This is a genomic window from Pedobacter sp. AJM (assembly GCF_002197755.1).
Classification (GTDB): domain Bacteria; phylum Bacteroidota; class Bacteroidia; order Sphingobacteriales; family Sphingobacteriaceae; genus Pedobacter.
Map to the genome: position 1 here is coordinate 671,906 of NZ_NHOT01000001.1, position 23,088 is coordinate 694,993.

The following is a 23,088-nucleotide window of genomic DNA, read 5'->3' on the forward strand; positions in this document are numbered from 1 at the left end:
TTTATAATTCTTTTTGTACACAGGTGATTTTTTCTTTGAGTGCCAATCTGATTTCACTTTGATCATTTAAGCTCTCTAATATCAAGGTATCAGTTGAATGTTTTTTGATCAGAAAGTTTTTATCGTAACGGCCAATGCGGTAACAGCCGGAAATTTTCTGTTTATAATTGGCGTGTGTAAAGGTGGCACCCACATATAGCGTATCGCCCCTAACCGCATACACGCCTTTTGCATATTCTTTCCAGATTCCATTATGGTAACAAGAATCTTCATAAAAGTTTATTTTACTGTGCGTGACCAGATCAATATAAATAGAATCGCAGGTCACTTTAAAATGATGCTGCGTATAATTGCTCCGCTTATGGCTAAAAGCGACGGTATCTTCATTCCATACCCCCTGCATAAATTCTTCACCTTTACCTTGAATATTGGGCCGCCTGGAACAGGAAGAATACAGCAAAATGGCGGTGAAAAACATCACATACAGAAATTTTAGTTTTTGATTGTTTTTTGGCATTGTGCTGATGAAAATGTAAAATAAGGTTTCTGATGCATTGCCGATGTTTTAAAATTTTTCGCGAAACAGCTTATTGGCATTTAGCATATTATTGATTAATAGAAAAAGCCCGGTTGCAAAAAAAAGCCCGCCTAAAAGACCAATACCTCCAAGTATAGAATAGTAAAAACTTACCTCTCCAACGGGCATTGCTCTATTTTGAGCTATATGTGGCATCCAAATATACATGCCACTTATCAATAAGGTAATTCCTGAACCCACACAAAGTAAAATGGCATCAACCCTTGCGATTTTAATCATGTAAAGACAAGAGGCAATAAAAACCAAAAGTGGTGAAATTAATGGTATCAAGGCAAATAAGAATGGCAAAACTGAATTATCCATGTTTTATTAATTAAGCTTTTATTTAAACTCAGGCCTGATAGTTTTTGAAACCTATCAGGCCTGAATATGCTATTTTAAACTTCCAACCATATCTTCCGGACGAACCCACTCATCGAATTGCGCGTTGGTTAATAAGCCCAATTCTACAGCCGCAGCTTTTAGCGTTTTGTTTTCCTTGTGTGCCTTCTTAGCAATTTTTGCCGCATTCTCATACCCTACATGTGGATTTAAAGCCGTTACCAGCATCAGTGAGTTTTGCAAATGCTTTTCAATTTCTGGTAAATTCGCCGTAATGCCTTCCGCACATTTATCAGTAAAAGAAACACAGGCATCACCAATTAAACGGGCAGATTGCAATACGTTAGCTGCAATTAAAGGTTTGAAAACATTTAATTCGAAATGACCCGACATCCCGCCTACTGAAACGGCTACATCATTACCCATTACCTGGGCGCAAACCATGGTTAAAGCTTCTGGTTGTGTTGGATTTACTTTCCCGGGCATAATAGAAGAACCGGGCTCATTATCAGGAATCACAATTTCACCAATTCCACAACGTGGACCAGAGCTTAACATCCGCACATCGTTTGCCACTTTCATTAAAGCAACTGCAGTACGTTTTAAAGCACCGGAAAGTTCAACCATTGCATCATGTGCTGCCAAAGCCTCAAACTTATTTGGTGCGGTAACAAAAGGCAACCCCGTTAATTCGGCAATTTTCTTCGCCACTAAAACATCGTAACCCTTAGGTGTATTTAAACCTGTACCAACAGCCGTACCACCTAAAGCCAATTCAGCCACCATCACAAGGGCATTTTTAATGGCGCGGATGCTGTTATCAATTTGCTGTACATAACCTGAAAATTCCTGCCCTAAAGTAAGCGGAGTTGCATCCATAAAATGGGTACGACCTGTTTTAACAATCGTGTTAAATTCTTCTACCTTTTTAGCCAGGGCATTTCTTAAATGTTCTAAGCCTGGAATGGTGTTTTCTACCGTAAGTTTATATGCTGCAATGTGCATTGCAGTAGGGTAAGTATCATTAGATGATTGTGATTTATTTACATCATCATTTGGGTGAAGTACTTTTTTATCATCGGCTAATGCGCCACCGTTGATGACATGTGCACGGTTTGCAATGACTTCATTGCCGTTCATATTACTCTGTGTACCAGAACCTGTTTGCCAGATCACCAATGGAAATTGATCGTCTAAATCGCCGGCAATAATTTCATCACAGGCTTTTGCAATTAATGTTGCTTTTTCAGCAGAAAGTACACCAAGTTCGGTGTTAGCTAAAGCAGCGGCCTTTTTTAAATAGCCAAAAGCATGAATAATTTCTTTAGGCATCGACCCTTCCGGTCCGATTTTAAAGTTATTGCGTGAGCGTTCGGTTTGTGCACCCCAGTATTTGTCTGCAGGCACCTGCACCTCGCCCATGGTATCGTGTTCTATTCTGAAACTCATGATAATTTTGATTTTTATTGTCGCAAATTTAAGTTTTTTGCCTATAAAGCAAGGTATTATCTTCGATATTTAAAATCTATGATTTGAGAGTTATTTGATTATATCTACAAAAACCAAAACGTAAATGGTCACTTGAAGATAGTTAAATCAGACTGTTAATACATTTTGCCCGGCTTACAATAAAGTAACCTTTTTGATAAAGTTAGGTCATATTTTAGACGCAGTTTAGTCGGGTACAATTGTCATAAGTCCGACGAACCTCCGACTTAACCCCGTCGAAAGTCCCTCGCAACCGTTCCGCTATTATTATACTGTCCTATTACTGAAATAAGTTTACAGTAAGCCTGATTCGGTTTCGCTTTACAGATTAAATACTGACCGTAACCATACAAATACTAAGTTGATGGTTTCATTTACTATTTTGGCATTTTACAGCCCGGAATTTAATCTTCTGCCCCTAAAATTGTACTACCGCAGCAGCATGAAATCCGCTATGTTGCAGTAAATGATATTGTTCGCTGTTTAGCTGATAATACTTATACTTTTTTCTATTTATCAAACGAAGAAAAGATTTTAATCTCCAAACCACTAAAGGAATATTCTGATTTATTAAAACCTCAGGGATTTGTCAGGGCACACCAAAGTCATCTGGTAAATCCGAAGTTTGTTAAAAGCTGGTTAAAAGAAGATGGTGGACTATTGCTAATGAGCAACGGCGATAAAATCCCGGTATCAAAACCGAACAGGGAAATGGTTAAAGCTGTGTTGGGGAAGTAGGATTAAGCTGATGAATATTTCTTAATATTCTAAATTTTGTCGTCATTTCGACCGCAGCGGAGAAATCTTTAGAAGAAACGCGATAGCAATGTTCAAAGATTTCTCCATTGCGCTTCGCTCCAGTCGAAATGACGACTACTGGGCGGTAAAACATAACCGTGGTTAATAAACCTTTTTGTACTTTTGCGGCTATGTCAGTTATTAAACCCTCATTAGCAAAAGGTACACGCGATTTTACGCCGGTTGAAATGGTGAAACGCAACTTTATTTATGATACCATTAAAACGGTTTTCAGAAAATATGGTTACGCTGAAATTCAAACACCAAGCTTTGAAAACCTTTCTACCTTAACCGGCAAATATGGCGATGAAGGGGATAAACTGATTTTTAAAATTTTGAATAGCGGGGAATACCTCAAAGATCCTAAAAAGAAATCTTTCGACTTTGCAGAAGAGGAAAACAGCAATAAACTAATCCCATTAATCTCTGAAAAAGCCCTCCGCTACGACTTAACCGTTCCTTTCGCGCGTTACGTAGTGATGCACCAGCATGAAATTACGTTACCGTTCAAACGTTTTCAGGTGCAGCCGGTATGGCGTGCAGACAGGCCACAAAAAGGCCGGTACCGAGAATTTTATCAATGTGATGTGGATGTGGTAGGCTCAGACAGCTTATTAAACGAAGCTGAATTTATCCTGATTTACAACGAAGCCTTAGCCAAATTAGGCCTGAAAGATTTCAGCATTAAAATAAATAATAGAAAAATTCTATCAGGCATTGCCGAGATTATAGGCAAACCTGATTTAATTATCGACATGACTGTAGCCATTGATAAGCTGGATAAAATTGGCCTGGATGGAGTGAGTAAAGAACTTTTAGAACGCGGCTTTACAGAAGATGACCTGGAGAAACTTCGTCCGGTGATTTTATTAGAGGGCAGCAACGAAGAAAAATTAGCAAGCCTGAAAGAAGTTCTTGCTACCTCAGAAACAGGCTTAAAAGGTGTTGCCGAAATTGAGCAGGTTTTCGAATATGTAGAAAGTTTAATTTCGTATGGTTTGCCTTTAACTGCAAAACTCGAATTAGATATCACCCTGGCCCGAGGCCTAAATTATTACACCGGTTGTATTTTCGAAGTCAAAACCAATGAGGTAGCCATGGGTAGTATTGGAGGAGGTGGCCGTTATGACGATTTAACCGGCATGTTCGGCTTAAAAGATTTAACTGGAGTGGGCGTTTCTTTCGGTGCAGATCGTATTTATGATGTTTTAGAAGAATTAAATCTTTTCCCGACATCAGCAGAAGTGGGTACTAAAGTTTTAGTCAGCAACTTCGACGCCGAGGCAGAAAAATATGCTTTACCTATTTTACAACAATTCAGAAGTGCAGGTGTTGCAGCGGAGCTTTACCCATCATCAGCGAAATTAAAAAAGCAAATGGCTTATGCTGATGCGAAGAAAATCCCATATGTTATTTTAATTGGTGGCGATGAAATGGCCAGTGGGGAATTAACCTTGAAAGATATGCAAAGTGGCGAGCAGAAAAAATTGACGGTTTTAGGTATTCTGGATTTGCTGAAATAAGGTTTTCGATTTTAACCACAGCTTATACCGAGGGTTTCACAGGGAAACAGAATTTTTTAAAGCCTTGTTATCGTGCCTCTCCGTAACAATGGCCTAAACTTCGTGTGCGCTGTGTCTTTCTTGTTCTTCTCCGTGTTAAAACTAAACATCCAACTTTGCGTTTCTTCGCGCCTTTTATTTGTTAGCTTGGCGGTTAAACTTACCTCCCAACCCGCAACAATACCGGAAAACGCACTTCTTTCTCTGCATCATTGCCCCAGGCTTCTTTTAACTCAATCATCACATACTCCAGCGGATTGCGTTCATTTGCCTTTTTATAATGCTGCAGTGATGACCAGGTATTTAAATATCCGATCAGCTGGTTAAAATTCCAGGTGGTTTTGATTTGAAAATGAGGTGCTGTAATTTCCTCAAAAGGGAAAGGAATCGTTTTATAACCCTCCTCGATATACCGGCGTTCACTATCCCAGTATTTACCTAAAATATCTTCATATAATTTATAAATGACCTGATCCACTTTTTTATCGATCAGCATCAAACCATAACCCATCACAGCAACCAAACCATTTGGTTTCAAGGTACGCTTCACTTCCGAATAAAAGGCTTCAAAATTGAACCAGTGAACAGCCTGGGCTACTGTGATTAAATCAAAACTTTGATCAGCAACATTTACCTGATCGGAAGATTCGACTTTATATAAAATATTTGGCAATTTAAGTGCCTGGCTCAATTGTTTCTCACTGATATCAGTAGCATAAACCTGCCGAAAGTGTTGTGCCAATATCCTCGCTACCTGACCATTTCCAGTGGCACAATCCCATGCAGTATCCTTCTGCTCCACCAATTTAAAAAGGAAGTCGTATAATTCAACAGGGTAAATGGGGCGGTAAATGGCATATTCTGCCGCTTGTGTAGAAAAGTTATCTTTCATATCTTAAAGATTGAATGCGTGAATGAATGGGTGAATGATTGGGTGAATGATTGGGTGAATGAATGGATGAATGTTGAATAGTTCGGATCTATCTATTTCAAATTAACTTATAAATCACACATAAATAAACAACAGATTAAGCTTTGTGTTTAAAATTCGAGGGCCGAAACGCTTCAATCCCATTTCATAACGTGCATAAAATGCATATAGAACATCAGTCTAATGAAAATAAAGATATGAACATCATTCAAGAACTGAAGCATAAAACAGGATTTATAATTGATTGTTTTTAATCGCACGGATTGAAATATCGCAACCCATAAACCGTGTCCCCTTATGAAATCTGTAGTTAAAAATCATTTTTTCATATATTTACCATTATGCAAAATCTAGCACCGTTAGCCGAAAGAATGCGTCCTCAAAACCTGGATGAATATGTAGGGCAGAAACATTTGGTAGGAGAAGGTGCCGTTTTACGCAAGGCAATAGAAAGCAGCCAATTGCCCTCCATGATTTTCTGGGGACCGCCCGGGGTTGGCAAAACAACTTTGGCATATATTATTTCACAGGCACTGGATCGCCCGTTTTTTAATTTGAGTGCCATTAATAGTGGCGTTAAAGATATTCGCGAGGTAATTGATAAAGCGGCCGCATTAAAAGATAGTTTTCTGGGTTTGCCCATTTTATTTATTGATGAAATTCATCGTTTCAGCAAATCGCAACAAGATAGTTTGCTTGGCGCAGTAGAGCGCGGCTTAGTAACCTTAATTGGTGCCACAACAGAAAACCCATCGTTTGAAGTGATTTCCGCTTTACTTTCACGCTGCCAGGTTTACATTTTAAAATCGCTAACCGAAGATGAACTGGCCGGTTTACTTCAAACAGCGATAAAAAAAGACCCGATTCTTGCCGAAAAGAAAATAACCATTAAAGAACACGAAGCACTCATTCGACTTTCAGGTGGCGATGCGCGCAAGCTTTTAAATGTGTTAGAAATTGCGATAAATGGTATTGGCGGAAATGAAATCTCCTTAACGAATGATAATGTTCTGGCTCATGCGCAACAAAACTTAGCACTTTATGATAAAGCCGGTGAGCAACATTATGATATCATTTCTGCATTTATCAAATCTATCCGTGGTAGCGACCCTAATGCGGCTGTTTACTGGCTCGCCCGCATGATTGAAGGCGGCGAAGACCCCCTGTTTATTGCCCGGAGATTATTGATTTTATCTTCAGAAGATATCGGCAATGCCAATCCAAATGCATTGCTTCTGGCCAATAATTGCTTCACTGCCGTAAATGTTATTGGTTATCCCGAAGCGCGGATTATTTTGTCGCAATGTGTAACCTACCTAGCCAGTTCACCCAAAAGCAATGCAGCTTACGAAGCAATCAACCATGCCCAGGCCTTAGTGAAGCAAACCGGAAACCTGCCTGTTCCGCTACATATCCGAAATGCACCAACCAAACTGATGAAAAATATCGGTTATGGAAAAGATTATAAATATTCGCATGGCTATGAAGGAAATTTTGAAGCACAGGAATATTTCCCTGATGAATTAAGCGGCACCAAACTTTATGATCCGGGTAAAAACCCTGCAGAAGAAAAGCTTCGTGAAAAACTCAAACAAAACTGGAAAGATAAATACAACTATTAGCTGTAACATTTTAACCAAAATAAATACTAAACAGAAGAACTAATACCTAAACTATATATGTTGAATACTTTTTTAAGCCATCAATGGAAATCCTTCTGGCGTTCGCGGAATCGGGGCAGCAGTATTGCCGGTCAAATCGTTCTGGGTTTTTTCATGCTTTATTTTCTGGTTCTCGCCCTTGGTGCAGGTTTTGGGATGCAGTATTTTTTGCCGAAAGCCTTCCCAAATCAAGATGTAATCAAAAGTTTTAACGGATTAATCCTCTATTATTTCGCCCTTGATTTCATTATGCGTTTGCAATTGCAGGAGTTACCAACTTTAAGTATTATTCCTTATCTGCATCTTCGCATTTCCAGAAGCAAGATTATTAATTTTCTAAATGTTAAAGCACTTTTCTCGGCATTTAACCTGTGGCCTTTTTTTATATTCTGGCCATTTTGCTTTATGAAAATTGCACCAACCTACGGTGCTTTTGCAGCTTTAATGTATATCGTTACCATTCTCTCCTTATCTGTTTTTAACAATTATCTGGCACTTTACATCAAAAGAAAATCAATCAGCAATGTATTTTATACACTTGCCGGCCTGATAATTTTCGCTGCTTTTGCTGCACTTGAATATTATAAAGTGATTTCGGTAATGGCAGCCTCTGATTACCTTTTTAAAACCATTGCTTCAAAACCATATATCGGCTTCGTTTTCACACTTGCAGCAATCGTTATCTTCTATCTGAATTCCACTTTCCTTCGTAAAAACCTATATACGGAAGAACTTGGCAGCAAGCAGGAGAAAAAAGCAAGTACAGATTATGCTTTCTTAAATCGTTTTGGCAAAGTAGGTGAATTAGCTGCTTTAGAACTGAAATTAATTCTTCGTCATAAAAGACCTCGTTCTTCCGTGATTATGGGTTTTTTCTTTCTGTTCTATGGATTTATTTTCTACAAAGAAAAAGCCATAAATGCAGATGCTTTCGGACAAATGATGTTCGGTGCCATTTTCATGACCGGAATTTCCATCATTATTTACGGACAGTTTATGTTTGCATGGCAAAGTGCTCACTTTGATGGAATCCTGGCCAATAAAATCAACTTTAAAGATTACATCAAGGCCAAGTTTTTACTTTTTACTATCGGCTGTACCGTGATTACTTTGCTTGCCAGTTTTTATGGATTTTTAAGCCCCAAACTCTTATTGCTTCATTTAGCAGCTTACCTTTATAATATAGGCTTCGGTACAGTGGTGGTACTTTATCTTGCCACCTTAAATTACAAGCGCTTAGACATTACCAAAGCAGCAAGCTTTAATTACCAGGGGACAGGCGCAACGCAATGGCTTTTAATGTTTCCTTATGCATTAACGCCAATTTTAATATATGTACCCTTCGGAATACTTGACAAGCCTTACTGGGGTTTAATAGCCGTTTCAATTTTCGGCCTGGTTATGCTGCTCATGCGTGGTTTCTGGGTAAACTATATTACAAAAAGACTTGAATTACAACGTTATAAAATAGCCGAAGGCTTTAGAGAATAATATGATTTTAGAAGTTAAAATTTTACAAAAAGTTTATGGCGATAAAATCGTTGTAAACATCGAAGATTTACATATCGGAGCTGGCGAAACCGTAGGTTTAGTAGGTAATAACGGAGCAGGAAAAACCACGTTCTTCCGTATGCTTTTAGATTTAATTCGCCCGACCCGAGGCGAAGTTTTATCGAAAGGCGAAAACGTCATGCAGCATGATAACTGGAAAAATTATACTGCTTCATTTCTTGATGAGGGGTTTTTAATTGATTATCTGACTCCTGAAGAATATTTTATTTTTATAGGAAGCCTTCACGACCTAAGTGCTGCAGATGTTTCGGCCTACCTTACTCAGTATGGAGAATTTTTTAATGGCGAGATTTTAAACAGCGGCAAATATATCCGTGATTTTAGTAAGGGCAACCAGGTTAAAGTTGGAATTGCAGCTGCATTAATGCAAAAACCCGAAATCCTGATTTTAGATGAGCCTTTCGCCAATCTTGATCCGACCACTCAGATCAGGCTAAAAAATTTATTAAAAACACAAGCCGGCAGTATGACTACTTTTATTTCCAGTCATGATTTAAATCACGTAACCGATGTTTGCAACCGAATTATTTTAGTAGAGAAGGGCCAGGTGATTAAAGACTTTAAAACAGATGAAAATACATTAAAAGAACTGGAGAGTTATTTCTCTGCTTAATCTTGTACTAAGAATGATACATTATAAATGAATGACAATTTGATTGGGCATACTAAATCATAACATGTTATTCTTTTTAACCTTTAAATGTGTAAAACTCACGAAATTTTATTTAAATGATTTTTTGGCATCGTGTTTGAATATCAATATTCAGAATTTAAATATAAATAATCATGAGTATCTCAAAAGTAAGAATAGCAACATTAAGCATAGGATTAGCAGTAGGATCAATCGCATTTCAAAGTTGTGATAGTTTAACCAAAACACAGAAAGGTGCTGGTATTGGTGCAGCAGCAGGCGGTGTTGTGGGTGCGTTAATTGGAAAGAAAGCAGGTAATACCGCTGTAGGTGCATTAATTGGTGGTGCTATTGGTGGTACTGCAGGTGCATTTATTGGTCGCAGAATGGATAGACAAGCGGCTGAAATTCAAAAAGCAATACCTAATGCAGAGGTTATCCGTGAAGGTGAAGGTATTATTGTAAAATTTGACAGTGGTATTTTATTTGATTTTGATAAAACAGCATTAAAAGACGCTGCTAAAACAAACGTTCAGAGTTTAGCTGCATCATTAAATCAATACCCTGATACTGATATTAAAATCATCGGGCATACAGATAGCAAAGGTACTGAAACTTACAATCAGGGATTATCAGAAAGAAGAGCTGCAGCAGTTAAAGCTTATGCCGTTTCTCAGGGTGTTCCATCTTCAAGACTGGTAACTATTGGTAAAGGTTTTTCTGAGCCAATTGCTGACAATGAAACAGAAGCCGGCCGTGCAGCAAATCGTCGTGTGGAGATTGTAATCGTTGCAAATGATTCATTAAAACAAACGGCTCAAAAACAAGGATAATAAGCAATTACCCTCTACCTATGAGGTCTTCATATATCCACCCCGATGCCAAAAAGCATCGGGGTTTTTTATTTCCCTTAATCTGGGTTTTCCAACTGATCATATTCACCTTTCCAGGCATAGAAGCCAAAAACCACCAAACCTAAACTAATCGGAAAAAAGATAAACAGAATGATCCCCCATTGCAAAATGGTATTCATTCTTTCTATATCACTATGTGCCAATCCAACTTTATCAATGGCCTGCAAAAACAGGAATGCCATGGCCAACGGGCCTAAAGCTATCCATATAATTCCTAATAATTTCTTTAACCTGTTCATATTAATCGTTTATGCTTTCATCCTTCTTGTTAGATAAATAAACTGTTCCTATAATTAAACTCAGCGTGGCAATTCCGATAGGATACCACAAACCGGAGAGCGGTGTGGAGCCAGAAAAACTGGCTATTAAAGTGGCAATAAATGGCACTAAACCTCCAAATACGCCATTACCAATGTGGTATGGGAGCGACATGGAAGTGTACCTGATTTTGGTTGGAAAGAGTTCAACCAGAAATGCGGCAATAGGGCCATACACCATCGTAACCAGTAAAATCTGAAAGAAAATAAGTCCGACAAACTTCCAGAAGATGGATGTTGGTAAAATTTTATCTTTAATGATTTCTTTTCCTGTAAGAATTCCTGAAGTCTTTGAAATTGTATCTGCCTGAACACGGTTAAAAGATGCACCATTAGAGAGTAAAACTTTAGTGGTAGCCGTATAAAGACTATCAGGTGTTCCGTCAATTAACTCACGTTTAACCGAAGGCTTGCTGTAGTTTGCCAAACTTAAATCCATTTTGGAAGTATCCGTATCATCTAAAAAGGTTTGATAAATAGGCCGGTAAAAAATAATCCCAAGCAGCATTCCGCCCAGCATAATCCACTTCCGACCCACCCGGTCGCTCCAGGCACCAAAAATTACAAAAAAGGGTGTGGCAAAGGCAATGCCCCATAGCAAAATATATCTTGAATCATTAAAATTAAGCTTGCAGGTATTTTCCAGAAAAGATTGAGCATAAAACTGCCCCGTGTACCAGATCACTCCCTGCCCCATAGTTGCTCCAAATAAAGCCAGTAAGACCATTTTAAAGTTGGCTTTGTTATTAAAACTTTCTTTCAGTGGGTTCTTAGATACATTTCCTTCTGCTTTTAATTTAGAAAACATGGGCGATTCATGCATTTTCATCCGGATATAGATGGATACCACTACCAGTAAAATCGATAATAAAAAAGGAATCCGCCAGCCCCAATCGGCAAAAGTATCAGCCCCTAAAACATTTTTGGTCATTACGATAATACCCAAAGAAAGAAATAAGCCCAATGTTGCAGTGGTTTGAATCCAGCTGGTGAAGAATCCCCGCTTATTTTTTGGGGCATGTTCAGCCACGTACGTTGCCGCACCACCGTATTCCCCGCCAAGTGCCAACCCCTGGATTAACCTCAACACCAATACTAAAACCGGAGCAGCATAACCAATGCTTTTATAAGAAGGTACTAAACCAATTAGAAAGGTTGAGCCCCCCATGAGGACCAATGTCAGTAGAAAAGTATATTTCCTGCCTATTAAATCACCCAGCCGCCCAAAAACCAAAGCACCAAACGGACGGACAATAAAACCCGCAGCAAAAATAGCAAGCGTATTGATCAGTGCTGAAGCACCGGCATCTTTTGGAAAAAGCTGATCGCCAATAATGACAGCTAAACTGCCGAAAATATAAAAATCATACCATTCAATCAATGTGCCCAGTGAAGAGGCACCTATCACTTTAAAAATACTATTCTTAGGTAATGCTTCGCTCATAAACAGAATATTTGGTTTCCGAATATAAACATTTGAGTGGTAAAAAGATTAGTGATGATTTAAATTAGAATAGTAAAGCATTTTGGCCATAGTTTTGTACTTTCATACCGAAAATCATATATATGCTTTTAATACAAAATATCAGACTCAGTAGAATTTTAAGAAATACATGGCAGGTTGACCTCATTATGATTGCCTCCTGCACTGCGGCTTATCTCATTCGTGAATATTTAATTGCGCATCATTTTGAAATTCCTTCCATTATTCCTACCGTTTTAGGTACGGCAATTGCTTTTTTTATCGGCTTTAATAATAACCAGGCTTATGACAGGTGGTGGGAAGCCAGAAAAATATGGGGTGCCATCGTAAATGATTCCCGCTCTTATGCAAGGGCCTTGATTAATTATGTAGATGATGATGAAGCAAGTACCAAAAGGATTATTTTCAGGCATATTGCTTTTCTTTATGCGCTTAAAGCGAGCTTACGTAGTACTGTAGATGAAATTTACATTAAATATTTACCTCCTGAAGAACTGATTGAAGTTCGCAAACATTCAAATGTGCACAATGCAATACTAAATATCCAGTCGAGAGAATTACAAAAACTGTCTAAAGAAAATAAAATTGACGGCTTCAGGTTTATTGAGATCAATGAAATGCTGGTTCGATTTTCAGATTCAATGGGCATGAGTGAGCGGATTAAAAACACCATTTTCCCTACCACCTACACTTATTTGACTAAAGTGTTTATCTGGCTTTTCGTTGTTACCTTTACACTGGTAATTAGCCAGTCTGCCGGGCCAGCTTCTATCTTTTTAGGCTGGTTAATTGGTTTTGTTTTCGTTTCTACTCAGATTAATGGAATGAGCCTGGTAGATCCTTTTGAAAATAATTCTGCAGGAATTCCATTGAATCAAATCACCAGAACAATTGAAATTAATCTGCTGCAAATGCTGGAAGAAACTGATATTCCAGACCCTATAAAACCAATTAATGAAGAATATGTGCTCTAAGATTTATTCTTAAAAAGATATAGACTTTAAATTAAAGTTGGGAAGTTCAATGGTGATTTCACTATTTCTTTGGCATATTTCTGAGTTCAATCGGTTTCTTCGTATTCTTTTTCATCTTGAGGTTAAGCATTTCTACCAGGACTGAAAAGGCCATTGCAAAATACACATAACCCTTAGGAATATGCTGATCAAGTCCTTCTGCCAGAAGCGAAACCCCAATTAAAAGTAAGAAAGAAAGGGCAAGCATTTTAACTGTTGGATGGTTATTCACAAACTCACTGATTTTACCGGCAGAAAACATCATGATAATTACGGCGATGACTACGGCTGCGATCATAATTTCGATATGTTCTGCCATCCCTACTGCAGTGATTACAGAATCTAATGAAAAAACAATATCTAAGATGAGGATCTGAACAATGGTTGCCCAGAACGAATGTACTTTTGTTTTCCCTTCCTCGTCTTCTTCACCTTCCAGTTTGTGATGAATTTCGTGCGTACTTTTATAAATCAGGAACAATCCGCCAATAATTAAAATCAAATCACGGCCTGAAATGGCCAGCTTTTCATACCATTCCCCACCATCAATACCAACCCAGCTTCCGATATTAAACAAAGGAGAAGTAAGCGTCATGATCCAGCTAAGCGACAGGAGCAACATTACCCTCGTAATCATGGCCAGACCTAAGCCAAGCTGACGGGCTTTTTTCTGCTGGTTTTGAGGTAACTTGCCTGAAAGGATGGAAATAAAGACGATGTTATCAATGCCCAGAACAATTTCCAGAAGAGTTAAGGTTAAAAGTGAGATCCAGGCTTCCGGAGTACTTAAGAAATCCATATGTTATTTTATCTGATAAGGCGAAGATAAATAAATCAACCACCTTTTATGGAACAGATGATGTGATATTTTAGTTTTGATCTGCCTGACTAAGATTTTTGATCTCTGCTTAGTCGCTAATTTTATTCTTTAGAATTATTTTAGCTTCTTGCTCAAAAAATCTATTGCTTTTTTCAGCGCAGGATCATTGTTATTGATTAAATCTTCCACCTTTGGTACAACCTCAATATCAGGTTTAACGCCATAGCCCACAAATTCGCGTCCGTCAGGATAGGTGTCTTTTTTAGTACACACCCTCACCACTGCCCCACCTGGAAGATCGAAAAGAAAAGGCTGCCCTGTACTACCACAAGAATTCTGACCAATTTTAATCATGTGTTTCTGGTTATCCGCATAAATCAGAAAATCTTCAGCAGCTGATGCGGTATTGTGCCCAATTAATAGCACTGTAGGAACAACTATTCGTTTTGCCGAAAGGTCATTTTTAAGCGGATAATAATCAAAATTATAAAAATAATTATCCTGATAGGTCAGTAGCGCTTTTGCATTCCATGAATTATTCACAGTATCTTTAGCCGTTGTGTATTTACCCCATGCTTTAAAAGCAGAATTTAATTGCCTGGTAAAATATCGTGAGCCATATAACAAACTATCATTGGTCAGGTATTTCAGGATATAGCTTCCAATACCTGTGGTTCCGCCCCCATTGCTTCTTAAATCTAAAACCAGGGCTTTTGCCTTGTAAAGTTCTGGCAGTTTAGCCACAAACATAGAATCGATTTTCTCATCGGTAAAAGAGTTTAACGCTATGTAGGCAATTCCTTTGGTTTCCCATTTAAAACTAAGCAATTTCCCTTCTGAAGGAAAAGCTGGAAAAACTTCGGTTTCCGTAGTTTGTTGATGCGTTAGGGTAAATGACAATACCTTTCCTTTCGGAGTTTTAATTTTAATTTTAAACTGCGTACCATCCAGCCCCTGCAATAAGGTGCTTATACTGATATCCCGAAGTCCATAATCCGTTGATGAGGAAATATACGGGGCAACATTTTCGGAAATATATGCAGCCGTAGGCTTGCTGTTTACTTCAATGACCTCACTCCCTATCGGAATCTCCTCTTTCTTACTGAGATTAACACGGGTAATAATTGCTTTACCAGCCACATTTTCTATGAACAGCCTGTAATCACCAAACTTCGTATTTAAAGGTTCGAAATCACGTCCGGCAGGCATATAAAGATCAGTATGTCCATCTTTCAGCATGGCCAAAAAACGTTGTAGCTCCCGATAATATTCGTAATCGCTTTTGGTTTCAGGAATGGTATTGATTAATACTTTATAAGTACTATCCCATTTAATGCGGTCAACTTTATTGAGGTAAACAAAGTTATAATTTACCTCTTGCCACAATTTCGATAACCCATAAATTTTATCAGCTTTACTAAGTTTATTTGATTGTGTAAAACTCAGCAAGGGCATAAGCATTAAAAGGAAAAATTTTTTCATGAAATTAAAAAGTAAACAGCTATTGAAAATTATGCTTAATTTATCTCCTTTAATTTACTAAACTAGTTATTGTTAAAACAATAAGCCTTCCCAAATGCGGAAAGGCCTGTTTAGCTCATCTAACCTGTAAATTCTTATTTAAAAGTAACCGAACCGTAACTGGTTTTAATATTTACATTTCCAGTGCTACCATTCCCGATTTTACCGGAATACCGCTTATCCTCATCATCTTTGCTGGTTAATGAAGCGGATACATTTGATCCGAATTTAAAGCCGGCATAAGAAGTAGACACATTAAAGTTCCCATTATATCGCTCTGCAAACCCCAAACCAACACTAACATATTCACCGGCAAAGGTAAAGCTTTTGCAGGCAGGCGTAATTTCATTCACATTTAAACGGTTATAATCCATTTTAATATTGGCATCACCGTTAACAGAACCCAAAGTGACATTTGAATATTCAGCATCCACTGCAATTTTACCTGCAGATGCGATGGTCAGGTCTGCATATGCTTGTTTAGCTACCATATTTCCCCTGATGGTATTAATGTTCACCTTGGCGTATTCTGTATTTAACAATAAATTCCCCCCAATGGTACCCACGTTTAAGCCTTTACCATATTGAATGCTCAAATCAGCAGACCTGCGGATGGTATTGATATTAACGCCGACATACTCTGCATCCAATTCTAAAGTCCCTGCGCTGCCAATATTCACGGGGCCATTATAACTGTGCTTAACTACACCCGCATTTAATTCCCGGATATCGCATTTACCATATTGTACATTAATATAATTGTTGCTGTTGTTCAGGCTGCCCACAAGTAAATTACCATATTGCACTTTTAAAGAGGTTGGGCCAGTAAAGTTGCCTACTTCCACATTACCATACTGTTGAATAAGCTGAAGTGAATTTGCGGCAGGCATGTAAACCACATAGTTGATTTTAACCTCTCTGCGCCAGCTGGTGACACCATTTCTCGTTCCCCGTCCATAACGGCCATCTCTTTCACTCATATTGGTTTTAACTGCAACCATATCTCCATTTTTGCTGGCATCAATGGTAACAGCATCAATCATTTTTTGCGCATCCCCATCAGAATTGCTGAAAGCCCTAATATCTACATCTACCTTAACCTCTTTTTTATCCCAGGTTTTAATGGTAATGGTACCGTATTGGTTATTCAGGTTTACTTTATCATTGATATCGACATTGAAACTTTTACTGAAAGATTTAAACTTTTCAGTATCGCCGCCCTGCTTATCCTGTTTTAAAGACACAGTAGCATTAACATTGGCGGGAGTGGAAACCTTTGAATTTACCACATAGCTTTCAGTGGGTAACTGCATCACAACAGTTTCCTGTGCATCACTTTTAACGGCAAAGAGCGCCATCAAGGCTAATAATATTTTTATTTTCATGATGTTTATTATAAATGATGGCCTAAACCTGCCGGCGGACTAAAACCATCATATGTTATATTTAATAACAGGTATCAAATGAGCAATGCACCCATTTTATACTTGAATTTCGAATTGTCTTTTACCTAAATCTGATTTACTTTTTTATAGTCGTCTACCTGGTTGATGATCAGGAGTTGCTGTTTTAACAATTGCAATTGAATTTCGCGATTTTTAACCATGGCCTTCACTACAAACGTTTGATTAGGAGAAGCAGGAAGTTCATTTTTTAAACGTTCATATTCTTCATCCAGTTTCCTTAAATCTGCCGTAAATTTTTTATATAACTCCGGATTTGCAGCAGCAAAAATAGCCAGACTATCTTTCTTCTCTACAATCAGGCCTGCAAACTGAACTTCTTTCTTTGCATAAACAGTATTTACATCAGCGATTTCTATTTCGCCGCTTTGCATCTTTCCTGCGTAGAACCAGCCTAAACTGAAAACAACCACTATTGCTGCTGCTACACTCATCCATAAGTATAGCTTTACCGGCTTTTTTTCTTTTTTCTGATCCAGTTTTTGTTCAATTTTTGCCCAAAGTGCCGGCGATGGTTCCATCATATCGAAAGATCTCCGGTTCTCTTTAACAAAGGTTTCTAATCTATTATTCATCTCTCATCCCTTTCAGTTCTAATATGCTTTTTAATTTCTTTTTTGCCCTCATGTATTGCGTGCGACTGGTATTTTCACTAATTTTTAAAATATGTGATATTTCTTCATGATCATAGCCTTCTAACAGGTATAGACTTAAAACCACCCTGTAACCATCTGGCAATTCAGTAATTGCTTTTCTAACCTCTTCAACTTGTAAACGGATATCATAATCGTCGAAGCTGATTTCATCAGGCACTTCAGACACCTCATCAGTGCTCACAAATTCCATTTTACGTTTTCGCAGATAATTAATGGATTTGTTAATCACGATCTGTTTCAGCCATAAACCAAATGTTGTTTCCTGTCTAAAATCAACAATCCTGGTAAAGGCATCCAAAAAGGATTCCTGTAAAACATCTTCAGCCTCTTCTTCGTAATTTAAAATCCGCAAGGCTACATTATACATCGCTTTCGCATACAGTTTGTATAAATCAAACTGTGCTGCACGGCTGCCCTGCATGCATGCTTTTACCAATTCCAGGTTTTTATCGATATATACCGTTTCCAAAATTTCGAAGATTCTGATGATAAGACATAAGGGAATTTAAAACGTTGCATCAATGTATAAAAAAGTTTAAATAAACCTTGTACCTGTAAACTTTAATAAAAACCATCAAATCTTTTACGCACTTTATCTGTTAATCCGAAAGAGGATCACCCCTCATTATTATTTTTAAAGCTTCATGCAAACTTTTAACTTCATGCCATGGAAATTGATTTAATCATAAACGAACTGGATACTGTACACCAAAAAGCTAATCTGGCTTTTGAAAGAAAAGATATTAGCCTATACATGAGCCAATTTGATGATGGCATACAATACAGCAATGCCGATGCCACCGTGTATGACAGAAAAGAACTGGTTTACCAAACCGAAAAGTATTTTAAAAAAACAAAAGAGATTTCTACCACACACTATCGGCTAAGATCATCCATTGATGGTGAAATAGTATCCGAAAAGATTGCCAGGAAAACAGTTGTTCAAGTGAAAGGAATAGTCTTCTCTAAAAAACAAACCATCCAAACAGAGGAAATTTTCCAATGGAAGAATATGGGGGGCAACTGGAAAGTAATAGCCGTACAGGTAATCCTGGAAGAGAAATATTAGCCCATTTCTATTTATTGACTTACATCATAGTTTAGCTTTTTTTATCCCTGCATCTTTGTCTTAAAAACAAAATTCATATGAAAAAAGCATATTTTAAATACCTCAACACACTACTGGTAGTCATCCCAATGACCTTAATTATGGCATTTGTAGGACTGATGCGAAACTATGGTTTTGGTGAAGATTGGTTCATTAAATTTTTAAAGGCCTGGAGCGTGATGTTACCTGTATCATATCTTTCTGCCTTTATCATTATTCCTATTGCCCGTAAATTAGCAGAGAAAATTGCGTCAAAAAACTAATTCGCTATTAAAATAATGTACCAACAGCTTTCAAATTATATCAGCCATCGTATTGAAATTAGTGAACATGATCTGAAAACTGTTTTATCGTTTTTTACTATATCAAAAGTAAAGCGGAATGAACACTTGGTAAGTCCAGGTCAAATTAGCAATAAAATATATTTTGTAACCAAGGGTTGCCTGCGAATCTATTTTTTAAATGAAAAAGGCAGTGAAGCAACCAGGCTCTTTGCTTTCGAAGATCAATTTGTAACGGCTTTGGTTAGTTTCGTTACCGAAGCAAAGTCTTTGGAATTTGTTCAGGCTACAGAAAGCACCACATTGCTGAGCATTAATAAAACCGATTTCTATAACCTTTTAACAATTGTTCCACATTGGGAAAAACTATATCGTCATTATCTGGAGTATGCCTATGTAACCAACACCAACCGTTTAATGTCATTTATCACATCAGATGCTACGGAAAGGTATCAGCAATTACTTCATCAACATCCAATCATTGTGAAAAGACTGTCAAATAAAATGATTGCATCATACCTGAACATCTCGCCGGAAACACTGAGCAGATTAAAGTCTAAGGGTTAATGCCTTTTTATGAATGATTAAATTCTGAATAAGGCAATGGTTATTAAATTTGATATTTTCCTGTTTAAGAAACTATTCACCTTAAACTGCTTAAGTAGCTAAAAAACCTCAGCCCTTCTATTCCAAAGTTTAAAACTAATTCGGTATTTTTGCCGCTCAATTTAGATTACAATATATGTTAAGAACAGTAACTTGTGGTGCACTCACCCTTAATAACTTAGGCGAAAGTGTAACCTTGTGTGGTTGGGTACAAAAATCAAGAGATTTAGGTGGGATGACTTTTATAGACATCCGCGATCGTTATGGTATTACCCAGTTGGTTTTTAACATGGATGATAACCGCGAGTTATGCGAATCTGCACGTACCTTAGGCAGAGAGTTTGTGATTAAGGCTTCCGGTATTGTTGTTGAACGGAGCAACAAAAACCCTAAAATGCCTACTGGCGATGTAGAGATAAAAATCACGGCTTTAGAAATTTTAAATGCAGCTAAACTGCCTCCATTCATGATCGAAGATGATACTGATGGTGGTGATGAATTACGCATGAAATATCGCTACCTGGATTTGCGCCGTAACCCGGTTCGCAATAACCTGGTTTTACGCCATAAAATAGCGCAATCTGTTCGTCGCTACCTGGATGCTTTAGATTTTATTGAAGTGGAAACCCCTGTTTTAATTAAATCTACCCCAGAAGGTGCAAGAGATTTTGTGGTGCCAAGCCGTATGAATGAGGGTGAATTTTATGCGCTACCTCAATCGCCGCAAACTTTTAAGCAACTGCTGATGGTTTCAGGTTTCGACAGGTATTTCCAGATTGTAAAATGTTTCAGAGATGAAGATTTAAGGGCGGATCGTCAGCCAGAATTCACACAAATAGACTGTGAAATGTCTTTCATTGAACAGGAAGATATCTTAAATACTTTTGAGGGCTTAATCCGTACGCTTTTTAAAGAGGTACGCAATTATGATTTACCAGAGGTTCCAAGAATGCAATACGCAGATGCTATGCGATTATATGGTTCTGATAAACCTGATACCCGTTTTGCCATGCAGTTTGTAGAATTGAATGATTTGGTGAAAGGCAAAGGCTTCCCGGTTTTTGACAATGCAGAATTGGTCGTTGGTATTAATGCCAAAGGGGCCGCAAACTATACTCGCAAGCAGTTAGATGAATTAACAGATTTTATCAAACGCCCGCAAATTGGTGCTACAGGACTTATTTATGCCCGTCATAACGAGGATGGAACCATAAAATCTTCTGTTGACAAGTTTTTCAATGAAGAAGATTTGAAACAGTGGAGCCAGGTATTTAAAACGGAAAAGGGTGACTTACTTTTAATTTTAGCAGGTTCTACAGATAAAGTGCGCAAACAATTGAACGAACTTCGTTTGGAAATGGGTAACCGTTTAGGGCTACGTGATAAAAATACATTTTCTGCGCTTTGGGTGTTGGATTTTCCTCTGTTAGAATGGGATGAAGAAACGGAACGTTATCATGCCATGCACCACCCTTTTACCTCTCCTAAGCCAGAAGACATTGCATTATTAGATACCGATCCAAAAAATGTACGTGCCAACGCCTATGATATGGTCATTAACGGAACTGAGGTTGGTGGCGGATCAATCAGGATTCATGACCGTACCCTTCAGGCACTAATGTTTAAACACTTAGGTTTCAGTGCAGAAGAAGCACAGAAACAATTTGGCTTCTTAATGGATGCCTTTGAATTTGGCGCACCGCCACACGGAGGTATTGCCTTTGGTTTTGATCGTTTAACATCCATTTTCGCTGGTTTGGATTCCATTCGTGATGTTATCGCTTTCCCTAAAAATAATTCGGGCAGGGATGTGATGATTGATAGTCCGAGTACTATTGATGAAAAACAATTAAAAGAGCTGAAAATTAAAACGGATTTATAAGGTTCATTAGTTCATGGGGCTAAAATACGCCATAGCAGCCTTCTGTCTATCGGTGTGGTGCCTCACTAAGTCAAATTAATGCCCATAAATGCATTACATAAGATAAATTTAAGCTGGTAGATGAGACACCAACCAGTAGGGTAAAACGGATTTATAAGGTGCATTAGTTTAGTTGTTATTCGTTCATAGGGCTAAGCGCAGAAATACGAAATTACGAGCATAAACAAAAAACTCCTGATGAATCATCAGGAGTTTTTTGTTTATCTAATTTTTGCACCTCGTTAACTAATTAACTAATGATTAATAAATCATCAGACTAATATGTTTCGCTATCTGGCGGAATGCCATAATCAATAAACTTTTTTGCTTTTTTATCTTTTCTGCTGCCGAACCAGCCTTTAACCGAATTGTAAATTGCTGAAAGATGTTCTGCATCTAAAGATTTACCAACCTTACCAGAAACCAATCCGACTGCTGCTTTAGTTAAAAAGCCTGCACCCCTGAAAAGTGTTTTATTCATAAACATCGGCAGTAGCAAAGACATCGCTGTTCCGCTGATATTCAATTTCTCGTCAGCTTTGAAAAAATTATTCGGAGTAGCGTATTTTTTAATCAGTGCCCCAAAAGTAAATTGTTTTGCATAATTTTTTGAATCCGCAATAAGCAGGTTTTGTTTTAATGTATATTCTACCTTAAGCTCAAGCTTTTTGGCTTGCAAATCTTCCAGATTGCTGATATTTTTATAACTTCTCATCTTCTTCCTCCTTATCGGCAAGTTTGTTGAAATACTTACTAATTGCGATATTTATAATTGCCTTTTCGATGTATTTATCTTTAGTTAAATACACCACAACTGCAAGTAAAATATAAATTAATGAAACGCAGCCAAACCCTCCGGCATAACTATTTAAAACGCTAGATAAGAAGAGAGCCAATGTTACACTACCAAATAAGAATGCCAGAATAAAGCATACAATTACCACCGTATTGGTTACTAAATCGGCAAATATTTTAGATACCTTTTCCACGAGGTAAAGTCGGGTATATTCTACTCTTGCCTCTAAATAGCCTTTGGCATCATCGAAAATATCCTCGATACCTTTCTCTTTATTTTCTTGCATAGTTAAGATGAAATTTAACTGGGTGCCATAAAACACCCAGCTATTATTTTATTGCTTATGCGTGCTCTACGTCGTCACTATACTCCTCTTCAACACTTCTCAATTTGGTTTTAATTGAGGTCACGACTTTATCTTTCAGGCTGGACAGACTGTTAATTTCATCAGCAGCTTTGTCTTTAATAGAATCGCCTAAATCTTTTAAAGACTGGCTTAATTTATCGCGGGTTTCGTCACCTTTATCAGGTGCAAATAAAATACCTAAGGCGGCACCGGCAGCTAATCCTGCTAAAAGGGCAACTACAACTTTTGAGTTATCATTCATAATTATGTATTTTAAGGGT

The 23,088-nt window shown here is 37.8% G+C and carries 25 protein-coding genes; 11 read left to right on the plus strand and 14 right to left on the minus strand.

Going from position 1 to position 23,088, the window contains the following annotated elements; genetic code table 11:
* Position 1 precedes the first annotated feature (1 nt).
* From CBW18_RS02865 to fumC, 3 genes are all read right to left on the minus strand, one after another.
* Positions 2–517 carry a fumarate hydratase gene (locus CBW18_RS02865; RefSeq protein ID WP_088299724.1) on the minus strand — a complete coding sequence of 172 codons (516 nt, stop codon included), beginning with the start codon at positions 515–517 and terminating at the stop codon, positions 2–4.
* A gap of 48 nt (positions 518–565) precedes the next feature.
* Positions 566–901 carry a hypothetical protein gene (locus CBW18_RS02870; RefSeq protein ID WP_088299725.1) on the minus strand — a complete coding sequence of 112 codons (336 nt, stop codon included), beginning with the start codon at positions 899–901 and terminating at the stop codon, positions 566–568.
* A gap of 69 nt (positions 902–970) precedes the next feature.
* Positions 971–2,368: a class II fumarate hydratase gene (gene fumC / locus CBW18_RS02875; protein ID WP_088299726.1), complete on the minus strand. Its 1,398-nt coding sequence runs from the start codon at positions 2,366–2,368 to the stop codon at positions 971–973.
* A gap of 486 nt (positions 2,369–2,854) precedes the next feature.
* Here fumC and CBW18_RS02880 point away from each other — a divergent pair, with 486 nt between their 5' ends.
* Both CBW18_RS02880 and hisS read left to right on the plus strand, forming a co-directional pair.
* The gene (locus CBW18_RS02880) at positions 2,855–3,145 is read left to right on the plus strand and encodes a LytTR family DNA-binding domain-containing protein (protein WP_322974973.1); all 291 of its coding nucleotides are present in this window, start codon (positions 2,855–2,857) and stop codon (positions 3,143–3,145) included.
* Between the two features lie 191 nt (positions 3,146–3,336).
* The gene (gene hisS / locus CBW18_RS02885; RefSeq protein WP_088299727.1) at positions 3,337–4,728 is read left to right on the plus strand and encodes a histidine--tRNA ligase; all 1,392 of its coding nucleotides are present in this window, start codon (positions 3,337–3,339) and stop codon (positions 4,726–4,728) included.
* A gap of 199 nt (positions 4,729–4,927) precedes the next feature.
* Here the strand turns inward: hisS and CBW18_RS02890 are convergent, their stop codons facing one another.
* Positions 4,928–5,659: a class I SAM-dependent methyltransferase gene (locus CBW18_RS02890; protein ID WP_088299728.1), complete on the minus strand. Its 732-nt coding sequence runs from the start codon at positions 5,657–5,659 to the stop codon at positions 4,928–4,930.
* 380 nt (positions 5,660–6,039) lie between these two features.
* Here CBW18_RS02890 and CBW18_RS02895 point away from each other — a divergent pair, with 380 nt between their 5' ends.
* The 4 genes from CBW18_RS02895 (at position 6,040) to CBW18_RS02910 (ending at position 10,395) form a co-directional block, all read left to right on the plus strand.
* Positions 6,040–7,320: a replication-associated recombination protein A gene (locus CBW18_RS02895; protein ID WP_088299729.1), complete on the plus strand. Its 1,281-nt coding sequence runs from the start codon at positions 6,040–6,042 to the stop codon at positions 7,318–7,320.
* Between the two features lie 57 nt (positions 7,321–7,377).
* The gene (locus tag CBW18_RS02900) at positions 7,378–8,850 is read left to right on the plus strand and encodes a DUF5687 family protein (protein ID WP_088299730.1); all 1,473 of its coding nucleotides are present in this window, start codon (positions 7,378–7,380) and stop codon (positions 8,848–8,850) included.
* A gap of 1 nt (position 8,851) precedes the next feature.
* On the plus strand, positions 8,852–9,544 hold the full coding sequence (locus CBW18_RS02905; RefSeq protein WP_088299731.1) for an ABC transporter ATP-binding protein: 693 nt from the start codon (positions 8,852–8,854) through the stop codon (positions 9,542–9,544).
* Positions 9,545–9,717: 173 nt separating this feature from the next.
* Positions 9,718–10,395, plus strand: coding sequence for an OmpA family protein (locus CBW18_RS02910; protein WP_172406424.1), 678 nt, complete (start codon positions 9,718–9,720; stop codon positions 10,393–10,395).
* Positions 10,396–10,472: 77 nt separating this feature from the next.
* Here the strand turns inward: CBW18_RS02910 and CBW18_RS02915 are convergent, their stop codons facing one another.
* Complete coding sequence (locus CBW18_RS02915) at positions 10,473–10,715, minus strand: DUF6814 family protein (RefSeq protein WP_088299733.1); 243 nt, start codon at positions 10,713–10,715, stop codon at positions 10,473–10,475.
* Position 10,716: 1 nt separating this feature from the next.
* Positions 10,717–12,237 (minus strand): MFS transporter, encoded by a 1,521-nt coding sequence (locus CBW18_RS02920; protein ID WP_088299734.1) that lies wholly within the window; start codon positions 12,235–12,237, stop codon positions 10,717–10,719.
* A gap of 122 nt (positions 12,238–12,359) precedes the next feature.
* On the opposite strand from CBW18_RS02920, the gene CBW18_RS02925 reads away from it, so the two are divergent.
* Positions 12,360–13,250 (plus strand): bestrophin family protein, encoded by an 891-nt coding sequence (locus tag CBW18_RS02925; protein ID WP_088299735.1) that lies wholly within the window; start codon positions 12,360–12,362, stop codon positions 13,248–13,250.
* A gap of 61 nt (positions 13,251–13,311) precedes the next feature.
* On the opposite strand, the gene CBW18_RS02930 is transcribed toward CBW18_RS02925, so the two are convergent.
* From CBW18_RS02930 to CBW18_RS02950, 5 genes are all read right to left on the minus strand, one after another.
* Positions 13,312–14,088 carry a TerC family protein gene (locus CBW18_RS02930; protein ID WP_088299736.1) on the minus strand — a complete coding sequence of 259 codons (777 nt, stop codon included), beginning with the start codon at positions 14,086–14,088 and terminating at the stop codon, positions 13,312–13,314.
* Positions 14,089–14,223: 135 nt separating this feature from the next.
* Positions 14,224–15,591, minus strand: coding sequence for a S41 family peptidase (locus CBW18_RS02935; RefSeq protein WP_088299737.1), 1,368 nt, complete (start codon positions 15,589–15,591; stop codon positions 14,224–14,226).
* A gap of 134 nt (positions 15,592–15,725) precedes the next feature.
* Entirely contained in the window at positions 15,726–17,015 is a 1,290-nt protein-coding gene (locus CBW18_RS02940; protein ID WP_253248948.1) for a hypothetical protein, read from the minus strand.
* A 125-nt stretch (positions 17,016–17,140) separates the two neighbouring features.
* On the minus strand, positions 17,141–17,668 hold the full coding sequence (locus CBW18_RS02945; RefSeq protein WP_253248949.1) for a hypothetical protein: 528 nt from the start codon (positions 17,666–17,668) through the stop codon (positions 17,141–17,143).
* A complete protein-coding gene (locus CBW18_RS02950) occupies positions 17,661–18,218 on the minus strand; it encodes an RNA polymerase sigma factor (RefSeq protein ID WP_172406425.1) in 558 nt (185 codons plus the stop codon). The genes CBW18_RS02945 and CBW18_RS02950 overlap by 8 nt, the downstream gene beginning before the upstream one ends.
* A gap of 198 nt (positions 18,219–18,416) precedes the next feature.
* Between CBW18_RS02950 and CBW18_RS02955 the strand changes: the two genes are divergently transcribed.
* The 4 genes from CBW18_RS02955 to aspS all read left to right on the plus strand — a co-directional run bounded on the left by CBW18_RS02955 (position 18,417) and on the right by aspS (position 21,626).
* Positions 18,417–18,818 carry a hypothetical protein gene (locus CBW18_RS02955; RefSeq protein ID WP_088299739.1) on the plus strand — a complete coding sequence of 134 codons (402 nt, stop codon included), beginning with the start codon at positions 18,417–18,419 and terminating at the stop codon, positions 18,816–18,818.
* A 77-nt stretch (positions 18,819–18,895) separates the two neighbouring features.
* Positions 18,896–19,120: a DUF2798 domain-containing protein gene (locus CBW18_RS02960; protein ID WP_088299740.1), complete on the plus strand. Its 225-nt coding sequence runs from the start codon at positions 18,896–18,898 to the stop codon at positions 19,118–19,120.
* Between the two features lie 15 nt (positions 19,121–19,135).
* Complete coding sequence (locus CBW18_RS02965; RefSeq protein WP_088299741.1) at positions 19,136–19,705, plus strand: Crp/Fnr family transcriptional regulator; 570 nt, start codon at positions 19,136–19,138, stop codon at positions 19,703–19,705.
* A 175-nt stretch (positions 19,706–19,880) separates the two neighbouring features.
* Positions 19,881–21,626 carry an aspartate--tRNA ligase gene (aspS, locus tag CBW18_RS02970; protein ID WP_088299742.1) on the plus strand — a complete coding sequence of 582 codons (1,746 nt, stop codon included), beginning with the start codon at positions 19,881–19,883 and terminating at the stop codon, positions 21,624–21,626.
* 316 nt (positions 21,627–21,942) lie between these two features.
* Here aspS and CBW18_RS02975 read toward each other — a convergent pair whose 3' ends face one another.
* Genes CBW18_RS02975 through CBW18_RS02985 form a run of 3 tightly spaced genes read right to left on the minus strand, consistent with a single transcriptional unit; the run spans position 21,943 to position 23,069 of the window.
* Positions 21,943–22,380 carry a hypothetical protein gene (locus CBW18_RS02975; RefSeq protein ID WP_088299743.1) on the minus strand — a complete coding sequence of 146 codons (438 nt, stop codon included), beginning with the start codon at positions 22,378–22,380 and terminating at the stop codon, positions 21,943–21,945.
* Positions 22,367–22,747, minus strand: coding sequence for a phage holin family protein (locus CBW18_RS02980; RefSeq protein ID WP_088299744.1), 381 nt, complete (start codon positions 22,745–22,747; stop codon positions 22,367–22,369). Before CBW18_RS02980 ends, CBW18_RS02975 begins: the two co-directional genes overlap by 14 nt.
* A 55-nt stretch (positions 22,748–22,802) precedes the next feature.
* Positions 22,803–23,069, minus strand: coding sequence for a YtxH domain-containing protein (locus CBW18_RS02985; protein WP_088299745.1), 267 nt, complete (start codon positions 23,067–23,069; stop codon positions 22,803–22,805).
* Positions 23,070–23,088 lie beyond the last annotated feature (19 nt).